The sequence below is a fragment of the Actinoplanes campanulatus genome (assembly GCF_014647795.1).
Classification (GTDB): domain Bacteria; phylum Actinomycetota; class Actinomycetes; order Mycobacteriales; family Micromonosporaceae; genus Actinoplanes; species Actinoplanes campanulatus.
Genome location: NZ_BMPW01000030.1, coordinates 1 through 14,431, shown reverse-complemented (window position 1 = coordinate 14,431; position 14,431 = coordinate 1). Strand labels below are relative to the sequence as shown.

The following is a 14,431-nucleotide window of genomic DNA, read 5'->3' as shown; positions in this document are numbered from 1 at the left end:
GTACCTCTCCTTGGTCTTGATCTGGATCAGTAAGCGCTGGCCAGGTCGGCCTTGGCGTTGCTCTCGTCGTAGGAGCGGTCGGCGATGATGATGTCCTGGCCGACCGGCTTGCCGGTGAAGAAGTCACCCGCGGTGGAGAAGGCGAGCGGGCCGAACCGCGGGTTGGATTCGACGACCGCCGAGATCCAGCCGTCGACGATGCCCTGGACCGCGCCCTTGGTGCCGTCGATCGACACGATCTTGACGTCGCCGGGCTTCTTGCCGGCGCCCTTGAGCGCGGTGACCGCGCCGAGGGCCATCTCGTCGTTCTCGCCATAGATGCCGTTGATGTTCGGCTTGGACTGGAGCAACTGCTCGGCGACCTTCTGGCCCTCCTCGCGGGAGAAGTTGCCGGTCTGCTCGAAGGTGATCTTGATGTCCGGGGCGACCTTCGCCATCTGGTCCTTGAAACCGCTGGTCCGCAGGGTGGTCACATTGTTGCCGGGCGCGCCCAGCAGGATCGCCACCTCGCCCTTGTTGCCGAGCGCCTTGGCCATCTCGTCGGCGGCGCGCTTGCCCTGCTCGGCGAAGTCGGAGCCGATGAAGGTCAGGTAGTCCTTGCAGGCGGCCGCGTTGATCTTCCGGTCGATGGTGACGATCGGGATCTTCTTGGCCGAGGCCTTGGCGAACACCGAGTCCCAGCCATCGGAGTTCAGCGGCGCGATGATCAGCAGCTGCACGCCCGCGTCGATCATCTGCTCGACGTCACTGATCTGCTTGTTGAACTGCGAATTCGCATTGGCCGTCGTCAACTGGGTGATGCCGAGCTTGGCGGCCTCGTCCTTGATCGACTGGGTCTCGGCGATCCGGAACGGGTTCGCCTCCTTCTCCGACTGCGAGAAGCCGACCTTCGCCGTCTTGAGATCGATCTTCTCGCCGCCGTGCTGGTCGATCGTGCAGGTGGCGGCGCCCGGGGCGGCCGACTGCACGACCTGCGAGGCGGCCGGTGCCGCGCCGGCGCCGGTGGTGGCCGGCTCCTCCTCCGACTTGGCGCAGCCGGACACGACGAAGGTGGCGGCCAGGGCGGCGACCGCCACCCGGCGGTGGGCAGACTTCATCAACATGACTCCCCAAAACTGAACAGCGAACCGTGAGCGCTGAGACGTTTTCAATCACAGATGAACATATCTAGGCACCAGTTAGTAATCCTGTCAATACATTCAGGTTCCGGAACCGGCCCGCCCGAGCGGTCGCTGCGCTGCTGGTCAGCGCGTTATGGACACGCTCTACCCGCCGGTCTGCCTGGCCCTTATCGGCAACCTCGCGCACCAATAGTGAACGCGAACAATCGCAAACCAACACGAGTTTTCGAAACACGTTGACCGGCCCCGGCCGGTCAACGCCGCGAGCCTCGCCCGTGGCACCCTCACCGCGCGTGAGCGGTTGCCCAAGCGGGCGAGCGGCGCACACGAACGGCCTTGCGTGTGCCCCCCCGCCAGGCCTACAGCAGCGCGAGCACACGAACGGCCCTGCGTGTGCCCCCGTCAGGGCTAGGGCAGCAGCGCGGCCACACGAACGGCTCACCGTGCGAACCGGCGACGGAAGAGGGCTGGAAGAAGGCCAGCAGCCCGGCCGGGTACATGAGCCGGCGGCGAGCGACGGCCGGGAGTAGGCAGATGGCCGGCCGCCGCGAGCCCGGTGCTCGGCACGTCCGTACCGGAAATCAGGTTGTAAGGTCGTTTTCCCGAGAACCTGCGACGCTTTCGGTCCAGGCCGGAATGGTGGCGGGAATCCGGGGCAGGACGGTGCGGGCGACGACGACCGCGGCCAGCAGCAGGGTGGCGCTGAGCGTGAACGCCAGGGCGTAACCGTCGGTGAGCGCCGCCGCGGTGGCGACGTCGCCGGTGCGATGCTGGGCCGCCGTACCGAGGGCGGCGAGGCCGAGCGACGCGCCGATCTGGCGGGAGCTGTTGAGCAGGCCGGACGCCGTTCCCGCCTGCTCCGGTGGAACGCCGGCGGTCGCGGTGGAGACGACCGGGGCGAGGCAGAGTCCGAAGCCGACACTGGCGACGATCGACGGCCCGAGGACGTCGGTGGCGAAGGCCCCGTCCGGGCTGATCCGGCTGAACCAGGCGAAGCCGGCCGCGGTCAGCAACCCGCCGGCGATGAGCAGGGTGCGCGGCGCGACCCGGTAGCCGAGCCTGACCGCGAGCACCGATCCGGCCACCACGCCGAGCGAGAACGGCAGGAACATCGCCCCGGCCAGGGCGGGCCCGATGTCCAGAACCCGTTGCAGGTAGAGCGACGCGAAGTAGAACGCGGCGGCCATCGCCGCGCCGACCAGCAGGTTGTAGCCGTTGGCCCCGGCCACCGACCGGTTGGCGAGCAGCTCGAACCGGATCAGCGGATCACGGGTGGTGGTCCGTTCGACGGCCACGAACCCGGCCAGCAGCGCGACCGCGACGGCCAGGGTGGTCAGGGTGACCGCCGAGATCCAGCCGTGCCGGTCGGTACGGACGACGCCGAACACGAGCAGCGTCATCCCGACGGTCGCCAGGATCCCGCCGAGAACGTCGGGGCGGCTGCCGGGCGCGGGCGGCCGGTCGGTGTCGACGCGCCGGGCCAGGGCGTAGGCGACGGCGGCCATCGGGACGCTGATGAACATGGTCCAGCGCCATCCGGCGTACTCGGTGAGGACGCCGCCGACGAGCACGCCGAGAGCGCCGCCCGCCGCGTTCATGGCGCTCCACACGCCGAACGCGCGGACCCGCGGACGCCCGGCCGGGAAGGCGGCGGTGAGCAGGGCCAGCGCGGCCGGGGCGACGGCCGCGGCGCCGATGCCCTGGGCGGCACGGGCGGCGACGAGCTGGCCGGGGCTCTGGGCGAGGCCACCGGCGAGGCAGGCGAGGGCGAAGCCGGCGAGACCGGCCAGCAGCACCCGTTTCCGGCCGTAGCGGTCGGCTGCCTTTCCGCCGAGCAGCAGGAGCCCGCCGAAGGTGAGGGCATAGGCGTGGATGACCCAGGTCAGGCCGAGCGGGCTGAATCCGAGCCCGGCCGCGATGCGCGGAAGTCCGACGTTAACCACCGACAGATCCAGCGACACCATGAACTGCACGACGGCGACAGCGGCGAGAGGCGATTTTCGGAACATGTTCCGAAAGTAGCAGTGAACCCTCGCCGAGGGGAATGGCCGAAGATGGGTGCGTGCCCCGAACCGACGCATCGACCGGCCGGACCGGCCGCCCCCCGGTGACCTCCCGCGCGCAGATCATGGCCGCCGCCGGCCGCCTCATCGACCAGGACGGCTGGGAGCGGCTCACCGTCCGGCGGCTCGCCGCCGAGCTCGGCATCGGTACGACGACCCTCTATCACCACGTACGCGACAAGCAGGATTTGCTGCTGCTGATGCTGAGCGAGTACGCGGCCCAGATCCCCCGCCCCGACCTGCCGGCCGACCCGCGGGACCGGATGATCGTCACGGCGGCCACCATGCACGACGCGCTCGCCGCCTGGCCGTGGGCCGCCGAGGTGGTCACCACCGACGGCCTGCTCGGACTGGTCGGCGAACCGCTGACCGGCATGGTGGAGACCATCGTGGCCGGCGCCGTGGACTGCGGCTGCACCCGCGAGCAGGCCGTGCACGTGTTCCGCAGCATCTGGTACTACACGGTCGGCGAACTGCTGGTCCGCATCCACTCGGCCGGCGGGCGGACGGCGCTGCGGGACGTCGACTTCACCGGGTTCGACCCGTCCCGGACCCCGAACCTGGCGGCCATCGGCGACCAGTGGCGGGTCCTCGCCGCGCAGGACACCTACCGGACCGGCCTGCGGGCGCTGGTCAACGGGCTGCTCACCGGTTTTGTCGTACCCGAGGGCTAATCTCCCGGCCATGGTTCAGTGGCCCGTCCCCGAGGAGTACGCGGACTTCGTCCGCGCCGAGCGTGAGGTGCTGTCCCGCCTCACCGAGCGGGCGCGGCACACCACCGACCCAGCCGCGCTGCGGGAGCTCGCCGAGGAGATCCGGCTGCGGGTGGAGCGCGGGGAGCACCACACCATCGGCAACCTGCGACGGCATCTGGACGACATCGTCGCCGAGCTGGAGGAGATCTACGACGCCGCGTTCCCGGTCGGCACCGGCGCGGATCTGGCGACGGTGCTGTCCGGGCCGTGGCCGACGGCGCACCGCCGTGCCCTGCTCGCGGCCCTCCTCGACCGCGACCCACGGCACCGGATGAATCTGGATCAGGTGGTCCCGGAGACCTCCGACCCGGCCCTGCTGCGACTGCTCGTGCTCAACCCACTGGGTCACCTGTCCCGGCCCTCGACGGTGCGGGTGCTCGACGCCCTCCACCAGGCCGGTGAGCTGGACTCGGCCGTCGTCGACCGGGCGATCGCCGACGACCTCTACCTGGACCGCGCCGTGGCCGGGCCACCCCGGGCGGCGTGCGCCGGCACGGTGCTCGACCGGGTGGACGCGCTGACCTGGGAGCTGGTCTCGGCGCCCGAGCCACCGGACTGGGACGAGCTGCCCAAGGGGATCCCGCCACGGGGCCTGCGGTTCGTGCGGGCGGCGCTGGACTGGACGGGCGATCCCCGGATCGCCGCTCACCTCGGTGCCGCCGAGCTGACCGCCGACGAGCTGGTGACGCTCCTCGCGCTGCTGGCGGAGCGGCCGGTCGACGACCGGCGCCGGGTGTGGGGCTGGCGGAGGGACGAGCGACTGCTCACGCTGTTCGGGCTGGCGGGCGCCGCTCCGCTGCTGCGCCTGGTCCTGGCGACACCCGCCGACGAGACGGTGCGGCACGACCGGGCGGTCCTGCTGGCCGCGATCGGCGAGGCCGGGGTGGACGACGCCCGGCGGCTGCTGGAGTTGCAGCCCAGCGAGATGGTCTCCGCGGTGCTCGGCGACAACCGGGCCGCCGTGCTGAAGCGGGTGAAGCACAACGCGTTGCAGGGCATCGCCGCGTTCGGGATGCTGCCGCTCGCTCCGGACGAGACGGTCCTCGACCGCTATCTGGCGTTGCGTGCGTCCGCGAAGAAGGGCGTCAAGCTCGGCCCGAACCGGCGGCACAGTCACGCCGCCGCGATCGCGATCGCCCTCGACCATCTGGCGCAGGTGGCCGGCGTGCCCGAGCCGGCTCTGCTGGAGTGGGACTGCGAGGCGGCCCTGGCGTCGCGGGCGCCGTCCGGAGTGGACTGCGGGGAGTACCGCGTGGACCTTCGGTTCGACGCGGCCGAGCCGGTGCTGGCGGTGAGCCGGGCCGGGAAGCCGCTCAAGTCGGTGCCGGCCGCGGTCCGCGCCGATCCGGGTTATCAGGAGCTGCGAGAGCATCAGGAGCTGCTGCGGGATCAGGCCCGGCGGATGCGCACCGGGCTGGTGGAGCGTCTCGTGGCGACCGGGCGGACACTCCAGCCGGACGAGCTGGCCCGGCTGCGGACCCTGCCGGCGGGCGCCGCGATGCTGCCTTCACTGCTCTGGCGCGACGCCACCGGCGCGGTCGGCCTGCTCGACGACGTCGACGCCGCCGGTCCGGTGACCGCGGTCCACCCGGTCGAGCTGCTCACGGACGGGACCCTCGCGGCCTGGCAGGCGGAGATCATGCGACGGCGGCTCCAGCAGCCGGTCAAACAGGCTTTCCGGGAGGTGTACGCGCTGACGCCGGCCGAACGCGAGTCGGGTGACGTGTCGTGGCGTTTCGCGGGTCAGACCGTGGAGGGCCGGGTCGCCGCCCAGTTGCTGTCCGGGCGGGGCTGGAGCGTCGCCGGGCAGTACTCCGACCATCAGGCCACCCGGCCGGCCGGAGCCCTCACCGCCGCTCTGACCGCCGAGTTCCACGGCTACTTCGGCATGGGCGACGTCCTGGTGGACGGTGTCCGGTTCCTCGCCGAGGGCAAACCGGTGCCGCTCGACGAGGTGCCCGCCGTCGTGTTCTCCGAGGCCATGCGCGATCTGGATCTGGTGGTGTCGGTCGCCGGCACGGTGCCGTGGGATTCGGCGCCACAGGCCGCGAGCCGGGCGCAGATCCTGACCACGCTGATCGCCGCCCTGCGACTGTCCCGGGTCACCGTGGACGGCTCGTCGGCCGTGGTGCGCGGCGGCCTGGCCACCTACCGGGTGCATCTGACCAGCGGCAGCATCCACGTCGAACCGGGCGGCTACCTGTGTGTGGTGCCGGCCCGGTTCGGCGCGACCGCTCATCGGCGGCTGTTCCTGCCGTTCGCCGACGAGGACCGGATGACCAGCGTGATCCTCAGCAAGATCCTGCTGCTGGCCGAGGACGAGAAGATCACCGACCCGTCGATCCTGGCCCAGCTCGGCGCGCTGGGGGTGTCAGTGCCCGCCGACGAAGGTGGGGCGGACGACTAGGACGACCCGGTCGGGGGCGTCCTTCGGGGTGTCGGTGCCGAAGGGGGCGTTGTAGCGCTTGGCGAGCTCGACGAAGAAGCCACCGGTCGGGTCCGGCTCGATGCGGTCGACGACACCGCGGACCTCGATGTAGCGGTACGGGTTCTCCGGGTCGATGATCGAGATCGCCACCGCCGGGTTCGCGGTGATGTTCTTGAACTTGCGGCGGAAGTTCGTGTGGGTGAAGCGGATGAACTCGCCGTCCCAGGCGTACCACATGGGGTTGTTCTGGGGGGTGCCGTCTTCCCGGACGGTCGCCAGATCGGCGAAGAGCGGCCGTTCCAGCAGGTCACGAAGCTCGTCGGGGACGATGGCGGTTGCGGTGGTCATCTGTTCTCCTTTGTGGTCGTTCCGCCGCTGGCCAACAGCGGCGTCAACCACCGTATTCCGATAGGCCGACGAGCAGTTCCCCTTTCACTGCGGAGGCCCGCTCAGCAGGTCCCACCGGTTGCCGGCGATGTCGAGGAAGACCGCGACCTTCCCGTACGCCTCGGTGCGCGGCTCCCGCACGAAGGTGACACCGGCATCGACCATCCGCCGGTAGGTGGCGTCGAAGTCGTCGGCCCGCAGGAAGAACCCGACCCGCCCGGCCGCCTGGTCGCCGACGGCCGCGCTCTGCCGCTCCCCGTCGGCGCGGGCCAGCAACAGACCCGTCTGCGCGCCCGGCGGGCGGACCACCACCCATCGTTTCGGGCGGCCGTCGTTGGTGAGCGACGGCGAGTCCTCGACGAGGTCGAACCCGAGCACGCCGGTGAAGAAGGCGATGGCCGGGTCGTACTCGTCCACGATCAGGGCGACGAGATCGATCTGCACCCGGGCAGCGTAGGCGAATCCCGGTCGGCACCACCGGCGGTGACAGGAACGATGTCGGCGTGGCGAACAGGACAGCGGCGCTGAGCGGGCGCGGCGTCCCGGGTCCCGTCACCCCTGGTGATGAACCCCGGTCAGTAACCTGCCGGAATCCGATATATCTGACCTACCGCGAAGAATCCGGAGGTCAGCACATGCCCGTCATCATGATCCTTCGTCTCAAGGCCGACCCGGGCACCGTCGAGGAGACCGCCAAGACCCATGCCGAAACGATGAACGAGATCGCCCAGGCCGGGAGGGCGGCCGGCGCCACCCGGCACACCTTCGCCGGCCGTGACGGCGAGGTCCTGGTGATCGACGAGTGGCCGGACGAGGCCACCTTCCAGGAGTTCTTCGACAGTCAGCCGGACATCCCCCGGATCATGCAGGCGGCCGGCGTCGAAGGGCCGCCGGAGATCTCCTTCTACCGCAAGCTGGACACTCCCGACCAGTTCTAGCGTGACGGTCATCGGTGCTGTCCCGGAGCATTCGGGACAGCACCGGTGACCAGCCGGGGTCAGGACGCGCCCGCACCAGTAGGGTGGCCGCCTGAACCGCGGAAGGGACCAGGATTGAACAGGCCACTGGACATCGGTGTGCTCGGCCGGACCAGTGTGCTGGCCGACGGCGCCGAAGCGGCGATCGGCGGTCCCGGGCCCCGGGCGGTGCTGTGCAGACTGGTGGTGTCGTCCGGCCGGATGGTGACCGACGACGAGCTGATCGACGCGGTCTGGCCCGCTGATCCGCCCCCGTCGGCGAAGGTGACCCTCCAGGGCCACATCGCGGCCCTGCGCCGGGCGCTGGAACCCCGGCGGTCAGCGCAGCGCCCGAAGGTGCTGCTGCGCGGCGGAACCGGATACAGCCTGAGACTCGACCCGGACGCGGTGGACGCCGACCGTTTCATCGCGCTGTCCGAGCGAGGGCGCTCCGAACTGGCCGCCCGCCCGGCCGAGGCCGCCCACGCCTTCGAGCAGGCGCTGGCGCTCTGGCGCGGGCGCGCGTACGCCGACTGCGCCGGCCGTGCCTTCGCCGACGGCGAGTCGATGCGCCTGGAACAGCTACGTGTGGATGCCGAGGAGGGCCGGCTGGAGGCCGAGCTCGCCCTGGGCGATCACGTCGCGGTGGCGGCCGCGCTGGGGGTCTTCACCAAGGAACATCCGCTGCGCGAGCACGCCTGGACGCTGCTGGCGACCGCGCTCTGTCGCGGCGGTCGCATCGGTGACGCGCTGGCCGCGCTGCGTTCGGCACGGGACGTCCTCGCCGAGGAACTCGGCACCGACCCCGGCCCCGAACTCGAGGCCCTGCAAGGCGCCATCCTCCGCCAGGATCCGCGCCTGTTCGCCGCTCCGGAGCGGGTCGAACTCGCCGCCGCATCGGCGCCCGTGGCGCCTACCGGGAACCTGCCCGTCGCGCTGTCGGCCCTGACCGGGCGCGGCCGCGAACTCGCGCTGCTCGCCGAGCTGGTCGACGAGCACCGGCTGGTCACTCTGACCGGAACCGGCGGGATCGGCAAGACCCGGCTGGCGCTCGACGCCGCAAGCCGGCACGGTGGGGACGACGGCCCGTGGCTGGTCGAGCTGGCGGGCCTGCACGATCCGGCTCTGATCGCCGACACCGTCGCCAGCGCCCTGTCGATCGCCGCGAACGGCAACCCGGCCGTGCTGCTCGACGCCCTGCGGCGGCGTACCACGCTGATCGTCCTGGACAACTGCGAGCAGATCGTGGACGGCGTCGCGGACTTCGTCACCGGGTTGCTACGGACGTGCCCGAACGTGCGGGTGCTGGCCACCAGCCGGGAGGTGCTCCAGGTCGAGGGGGAGCGGCGGTTCGAGGTCCCGCCGCTGTCGGCCGGCGCGGCGGGCGAGGCCGTCGAACTGTTCTCCCAGCGGGCCGCGGCCGTCGACCCGGACTGGGCCGCGGGCGCCGACAGCGCCCGTGACGCGGTGGCCCGCCTCTGCGCCGACCTCGACAACCTGCCACTGGCCATCGAGCTGGCCGCCGCCCAGTGCGCGGTGCTGTCGGTCGACCAACTGGCCGCGCTCGCGCACGACCGGTTCGCGGTGCTGCGCGGCGGGCCGCGAGGCAACCGTAGACACGCCACGATGCTCACGACCGTACAGTGGTCCTGGGATCTTCTCTCCGACGCGGAGAGGGAGTCCTTCACCGCGCTCGCGGTCTTCGCCGGGGGTTTCGACCTGCGGGCGGCCATGGCGGTGACCAGGAGCACCGACGTCGTCGCGCACCTGGACACGCTGATCGCGAAGTCGATGGTCACCGTCGTCGGCGGCAACCCGCGCCGGTACCGGATCCTGGAGACCCTGCGCCAGTTCGCCGAACGGCAGCGCACCGCGGAACGCACCACCGAACTCCGGAACCGGCACGCGGCATGGGTCGTCGAGCTCGCCGACGAGGCTGTCGACGCATTGCGCGATGCGCGCGGCGCCCAGTGGATGGCCCAGCTCTCCACCGAGCACGCGAACATCCGGGCGGCACTCGACCACAGCCGTGACGATCCGGCGGTCAGCCTGCGAATCTGCGCCGGCATCTACTGGTACTGGTATCGGACCGGGCACATCACCGAGGGCCTGCGACATGTACGGCCGGTCGTCGAGCACTGGCTCGCCGCCGAGGATCGCGATGCGGCGCCCGTACGGCTGCGGATCTTCACGACCATCGGCCTGACCGTGCTCAGCTACCTCGCCGGGGACCTCGCCTCGGTCGGGTGGGCGCTGACCCACCTCGGCGAGTTGGCCGGCCGGGCCGACGACCCGGTCGCCGTCGGGGAGGCGCTCACCACGCTCGCGTACTTCGAAGCCGGTGGCGGCCGGGTCGACGAGGCGCGGGAGCACGCCGCCGTCGCGGTGCGGCTGGCACGGGACACCGGGGCGACCCGGACCGAGGCCGAGGCGTTGATGGGTCTCGGCACCGCCCACCTGCGCGCCGGTGAGCTGGACCGGGCGGCGGAGGCGCTCACCGCCTCCATCGAGGCGGCCGACCGGTCCGGGAACGCCTGGTGCCGTGGCTCCTCGTCGTGGCTGCTGGCCAAGTGCCGGGTGGCGCAGGGCCGCTTCGGCGCCGAGGTCGAGCGGATGCTCGCCGACGCGCTGACCCGCATGTATGCCGAGGGTGACCGCACCTCGTGGATCGTCGAACTGACCACGCTGGCCTATGTGCGGTTCCGTCAGGGCCGGGTGGAGCACGCCGCCGAGTTGCTGGCCGCCGCCCTGCACCAGGGTGAGCTGATCGGCTACTCGCCGGCCGTGATGGATCCGGTCGACGTCGGCCGGTACATCGGTGAGATGACCGGCCGGCTCGACCACGTGGCCACGGCCCGGGGCCGTTCGCTGACGCACCCTCAGATCGCTCTCCTCGTACAGGACATGGGTTGATCCGGGGCGAAGGGGACGGTCACCGTGACCGTCCCCTTCGCGTGAGGTGGTGATCAGCTCGTGGCGATCCAGCTCAGCGAGTTGTAGAGCTGGTTGCTCCACGCCAGATGCCCCGCGGCGTTCGGGTGCATCGTCCCCTTGTGGTCCTGCTGGATCCACACGCTGTCGTTCATGGTGTTGATGAACCGGTTCGAGGTGGCGCAGTAGCCGTTGCGGGTGAAGGTCGGCGGCGCGACGAGCTTCCAGACCGGCTTGTGCCCCACGGTCCGGCGGGCGTTCGCGTCGGCGACCGCCTGGGCGAGCATGGTGTTGAGCTGGCCGAGATAGCCACGCATCACCTCGTTCTCCGCCTGCGTGAACCCTTCGACGAAGAGGCCGCCGGTGCTGTTGCAGGTGTAGCCGTTGGAGTTGTTGAACAGATCCGGGTACGCCGTCAGGTACACGTAGCTCACGTCGCCCTGCAGACTCCGGTACCGGCCGTTCTCATCCCCCTGGATCGCCGTGATCAGGGAGTTGAGGCCGATCTTGAGCCGCGGGGTGTCCCACTCGAACATCTTGCGGGTCGCGCTGTCCCACGGCACGCAGTTGCCGAACGAGCAGTCCTGGAGGATGTCGGCGTAGCTCAGGTCGTTGCCGCCGATCGAAATGCTCATCGCGTCGATCTTGCGGCTGCCGTACTTCGTGTTGACCTGGGAGATCTGCGACGGCATGCCGGTGGACTTCTGCCCGGTCAGGATGCCGCCGTCCTTCTCACCGTTGAGCCCCATCGCCCAGTCCAGCGTCGCCCCGCTGCACGCGAAGCTGCTGTAGAGGATGTTGCCGGCGTACTTGTTGTTCTGTGCGAGCCGTTTGGCGGCACGCACCGGCGCCGACAGCGCGGACCGGTGGCACTTCTCGTTCGTCCACGGCAGCATGGCGTCCGGGGCGCCCTCGCCCGAGCCGAAGGAGTCGCCCAGCGCGACGTACAGCGGTTCGTAGCCGCCGGGCCGCGAGGGTTTGACCGGCACGGGTATCGGATCCTCGACCGGGTCGTCGCAGTTGCTCAGGTCGCCGCAGGGGGCCGCTTGCGCCGGCTGCGTGACGGCCAGTTCCGCACCCAGCAGGAGGGTCGTCGCCGCCAGACCCATGCCGAAGAGCCGACGGAACGACGTGTTGCTTTTCATCCGGATGCTTCCTTCTCTCGAACCTCTTGCCTGTTGAGGAAGAGCTTCCGGACGCCGCTGGTGATGCACTGGTGATCCGCTGGTGATTCGACGACTTGCTGCGGGGTGTCTTCCCGCTGCCGCTATGGGCCTCCTATGCCGGCTGCCGCCTCGGATCAGTCGACCTGCGAAGAGCGCGCGCGTGTTTGTGTGAATGTCTGATTTCGATATTCTGTGTCATGACATTCCCTGTTACATATGCTTCGCACATATTCGCGCGGACTCGGCGTTCTATTCCCCGGGGGCCTTTGTGGGATGGCGGGAGCACACGTCGCTGGTGTGCCGGCGGGCCGGGGCGGTGGTGGGGACCGTTCTGCTGCCGGCCGTGACGGTGGCGGCCGCGGCCCGGAAGCCATAGGCGTCGGACAGCAATCCGGCTCGGGTGGAACGCCGGACAGGTAACCGGATCTGCCGTATAAAACGGGTATAAGCCGGAAGCTAATGGGAGGTAGACGCCATGGCAGTGGGCGCCGGGTCGCCACCCGTACTGTTGCGGCCGATGCTGCGGATCACCGACCGGATCCGTACCGCCACCCGGCTGGCTGTGGTCGTTCTCGCTCTCCTGGTGCCCGGCGCGCTGGCCACCGGCATGTACACGGTGGCGAACACGGCCGAGATCAACTTCAGCACCAGGGAGCGGGAGGGCTCCGAGGTGCTGCGCCCCGCGCTGGTCGCGCTCACCGACACGGTCGCCGGCCGTACTCCTGATCTGGCCGCCGTCCGGGCCGCCGCGGACGCCCATCCGGACCTGGGGCTCTCCGAGAGCGCCGCGGCCGTACCCGAGGTGGGCGCCAACTCGCTGGAAGAGCGAATCGCCACCGCGGGCGCCCTGGCCAAGCTGGTCACCGAGATCAGCAACGAATCGAACCTGGCCCTCGACCCCGACCTGGACTCGTTCTACGTGATGCACGCCCAGGCGGTGCAGTTGCCGGTGGCGATGCTGACGACGTTGCAGACGGAGGTGCCGGTGCCCGCCGACGGCTCACGCCTGACCGCGGTAGCCAATCAGGCAGTGCTGGCCGGGCGTCTGGCGAGCAGCGCCACCATCTTTCGCAATGATGTCGCGACCGCCACCGCGAACACCGAGGACACCGAGTTGGCCGGCCTGATCACCGAACCGGTCCAGGCCCTCGCCGACCGGCTCGACGAAATGGCCGGGCAGCTCACCGCGACACTCGCCGAGCCCGGGCCGACCGATACCGGGAAGGTCGCCGAGGCGGCGACGGCCGCGGTGATACCGCTGAACGACGCGTTGAACAGGCTGATCGACGCGCGCATCACCACGCACAAGGTCCAGGGGGCGGTGGTGCTGGCCCTCTCGATCGGCGGGTTCGGGCTCGCCCTCTGGTGGGCCGTCGCGGTGCTCTGGCGGACCAACCATGACGTTCGGCAGACGGTCGACGCGGTGACCGCGATCGCCGGAGCCGACCTGTCGCCGCGGCCGCTTCCGGAGGGACGTGACGAAATGGGCGACATCGGGCGGGCGCTGATCGTGGCGCGGACCCGGCTGGCGGATCAGGAAGCCGCCCTGGCCACCGCGGAGGTCGCCCGCGAACAGCAGCTGCGAGCCGGCTTCCAGCACCAGCGGCAGGCCGAGGTGCAGTTCCGCCGCCGCACTCAGGAGATCATCGACGAGTCCACCGGGGTGATCGCCGAGGAACTGCGCCAGGTCACCGAGAAGGTGGGCGAGGTCAAAGGCTCCTCCGAGGTGATCGACAACCGGATCTCGGTGGCCAACCTGGCCGCCGGCGCGATCGTCGACGAGGCCCGCGAGGCGGAACAGGTGATCGCCTCACTGGAGCAGAGCCTGCGCCGGGCGGCCTCGATGGTGAACCTGGTCAACGGAATCGCCGGGCAGACCCGCCTGTTGGCGCTCAACGCGACCATCGAAGCGGCCCGGGCCGGTGATCTCGGGTACGGCTTCACGGTCGTCGCCGACGAGGTGAAACAGCTCGCCACCAACACCGCCGAGTCGACCGACCAGATCACCCAGACCATCCACGACCTGGAACGCGACACCAACGCGATGTCACAGACCATCACCGCGATGATCGAGGGCATCGGCGGCGTGGGCGATGCCGCCACCTCGCTGCGGGACGTGGCGGCCGAGCAGGCCACCCTGATGGCCAACCTCACCGCGCAGATGAACGCCACCCTGGGCCGGGTCGAGGAGATGGCCAACCTGGCCAGCCATCTGGAACGCCGCGAGCACGACCGGATCGCCACCGCCGGCCAGGTGACGTTGCGTCCGGCCGGCCGGCCGGCGGTCGAGGCACTGCTGGTCAACGTAAGCGCCGGCGGCCTGCGGTGCATCGCCCCCGATGATCAGCGGTTCATCGAGGGTGCGGCTCTCGACGTCGACCTGCGTAGCGGCGACACCGAACTCACCGCACAGGCCCGGGTGGTCAACACGGCGGAGCACCAGAACGGGCAGGAGGTCGGCCTACAGTTCCTGGTCAGCGACGATGGCCAGGCCCGGTCGCTGACCGCCTTCGCCGACCGCTTGATGGAGGCCGCCAACGTCGGATGACCCGGACAGAAGCACTGAGGCCGCCACCCCTGGTGGGGTGGCGGCTCGGTGTGTGTCCGGTCAGCTCAGCTTGACG

At 70.5% G+C, this 14,431-nt stretch carries 10 protein-coding genes; 5 read left to right on the top strand and 5 right to left on the bottom strand.

The window, feature by feature from the left end; all coding sequences use genetic code 11:
• Positions 1-26: 26 nt before the first annotated feature.
• Together IEZ13_RS40205 and IEZ13_RS40200 are read right to left on the bottom strand one after the other, a co-directional pair.
• The gene (locus tag IEZ13_RS40205) at positions 27-1,097 is read right to left on the bottom strand and encodes an ABC transporter substrate-binding protein (RefSeq protein ID WP_183226880.1); all 1,071 of its coding nucleotides are present in this window, start codon (positions 1,095-1,097) and stop codon (positions 27-29) included.
• Between the two features lie 605 nt (positions 1,098-1,702).
• A complete protein-coding gene (locus IEZ13_RS40200) occupies positions 1,703-3,130 on the bottom strand; it encodes an MFS transporter (RefSeq protein ID WP_183226881.1) in 1,428 nt (475 codons plus the stop codon).
• A gap of 53 nt (positions 3,131-3,183) precedes the next feature.
• Here IEZ13_RS40200 and IEZ13_RS40195 point away from each other — a divergent pair, with 53 nt between their 5' ends.
• The gene (locus IEZ13_RS40195) at positions 3,184-3,858 is read left to right on the top strand and encodes a TetR/AcrR family transcriptional regulator (protein ID WP_203834080.1); all 675 of its coding nucleotides are present in this window, start codon (positions 3,184-3,186) and stop codon (positions 3,856-3,858) included.
• Positions 3,859-3,868: 10 nt separating this feature from the next.
• A complete protein-coding gene (locus IEZ13_RS40190; RefSeq protein ID WP_183226883.1) occupies positions 3,869-6,346 on the top strand; it encodes a DUF4132 domain-containing protein in 2,478 nt (825 codons plus the stop codon).
• Here the strand turns inward: IEZ13_RS40190 and IEZ13_RS40185 are convergent.
• Complete coding sequence (locus IEZ13_RS40185; protein WP_183226884.1) at positions 6,311-6,715, bottom strand: PPOX class F420-dependent oxidoreductase; 405 nt, start codon at positions 6,713-6,715, stop codon at positions 6,311-6,313. The two genes, IEZ13_RS40190 and IEZ13_RS40185, sit on opposite strands and share 36 nt — an antisense overlap.
• Positions 6,716-6,799: 84 nt before the next feature.
• Positions 6,800-7,198 carry a VOC family protein gene (locus IEZ13_RS40180; protein ID WP_183226885.1) on the bottom strand — a complete coding sequence of 133 codons (399 nt, stop codon included), beginning with the start codon at positions 7,196-7,198 and terminating at the stop codon, positions 6,800-6,802.
• A 191-nt stretch (positions 7,199-7,389) separates the two neighbouring features.
• On the opposite strand from IEZ13_RS40180, the gene IEZ13_RS40175 reads away from it, so the two are divergent.
• Positions 7,390-7,692 carry a hypothetical protein gene (locus IEZ13_RS40175; RefSeq protein ID WP_183226886.1) on the top strand — a complete coding sequence of 101 codons (303 nt, stop codon included), beginning with the start codon at positions 7,390-7,392 and terminating at the stop codon, positions 7,690-7,692.
• A gap of 114 nt (positions 7,693-7,806) precedes the next feature.
• Positions 7,807-10,623 (top strand): AfsR/SARP family transcriptional regulator, encoded by a 2,817-nt coding sequence (locus tag IEZ13_RS40170; protein ID WP_183226887.1) that lies wholly within the window; start codon positions 7,807-7,809, stop codon positions 10,621-10,623.
• A gap of 53 nt (positions 10,624-10,676) precedes the next feature.
• Here IEZ13_RS40170 and IEZ13_RS40165 read toward each other — a convergent pair whose 3' ends face one another.
• The gene (locus IEZ13_RS40165; RefSeq protein ID WP_183226889.1) at positions 10,677-11,786 is read right to left on the bottom strand and encodes a GDSL-type esterase/lipase family protein; all 1,110 of its coding nucleotides are present in this window, start codon (positions 11,784-11,786) and stop codon (positions 10,677-10,679) included.
• Positions 11,787-12,282: 496 nt separating this feature from the next.
• On the opposite strand from IEZ13_RS40165, the gene IEZ13_RS40160 reads away from it, so the two are divergent.
• Positions 12,283-14,355: a methyl-accepting chemotaxis protein gene (locus IEZ13_RS40160; RefSeq protein ID WP_183226891.1), complete on the top strand. Its 2,073-nt coding sequence runs from the start codon at positions 12,283-12,285 to the stop codon at positions 14,353-14,355.
• The last annotated feature ends 76 nt before the right edge of the window (positions 14,356-14,431 follow it).

Bases quoted from the DNA above. Each gene is read 5' to 3' on its own strand.
- IEZ13_RS40205 (WP_183226880.1), bottom strand. From the start codon at position 1,097: ATGAAGTCTGCCCACCGCCGGGTGGCGGTCGCCGCCCTGGCCGCCACC.
- IEZ13_RS40200 (WP_183226881.1), bottom strand. From the start codon at position 3,130: ATGTTCCGAAAATCGCCTCTCGCCGCTGTCGCCGTCGTGCAGTTCATG.
- IEZ13_RS40190 (WP_183226883.1), top strand. From the start codon at position 3,869: ATGGTTCAGTGGCCCGTCCCCGAGGAGTACGCGGACTTCGTCCGCGCC.
- IEZ13_RS40185 (WP_183226884.1), bottom strand. From the start codon at position 6,715: ATGACCACCGCAACCGCCATCGTCCCCGACGAGCTTCGTGACCTGCTG.
- IEZ13_RS40175 (WP_183226886.1), top strand. From the start codon at position 7,390: ATGCCCGTCATCATGATCCTTCGTCTCAAGGCCGACCCGGGCACCGTC.
- IEZ13_RS40165 (WP_183226889.1), bottom strand. From the start codon at position 11,786: ATGAAAAGCAACACGTCGTTCCGTCGGCTCTTCGGCATGGGTCTGGCG.
- IEZ13_RS40160 (WP_183226891.1), top strand. From the start codon at position 12,283: ATGGCAGTGGGCGCCGGGTCGCCACCCGTACTGTTGCGGCCGATGCTG.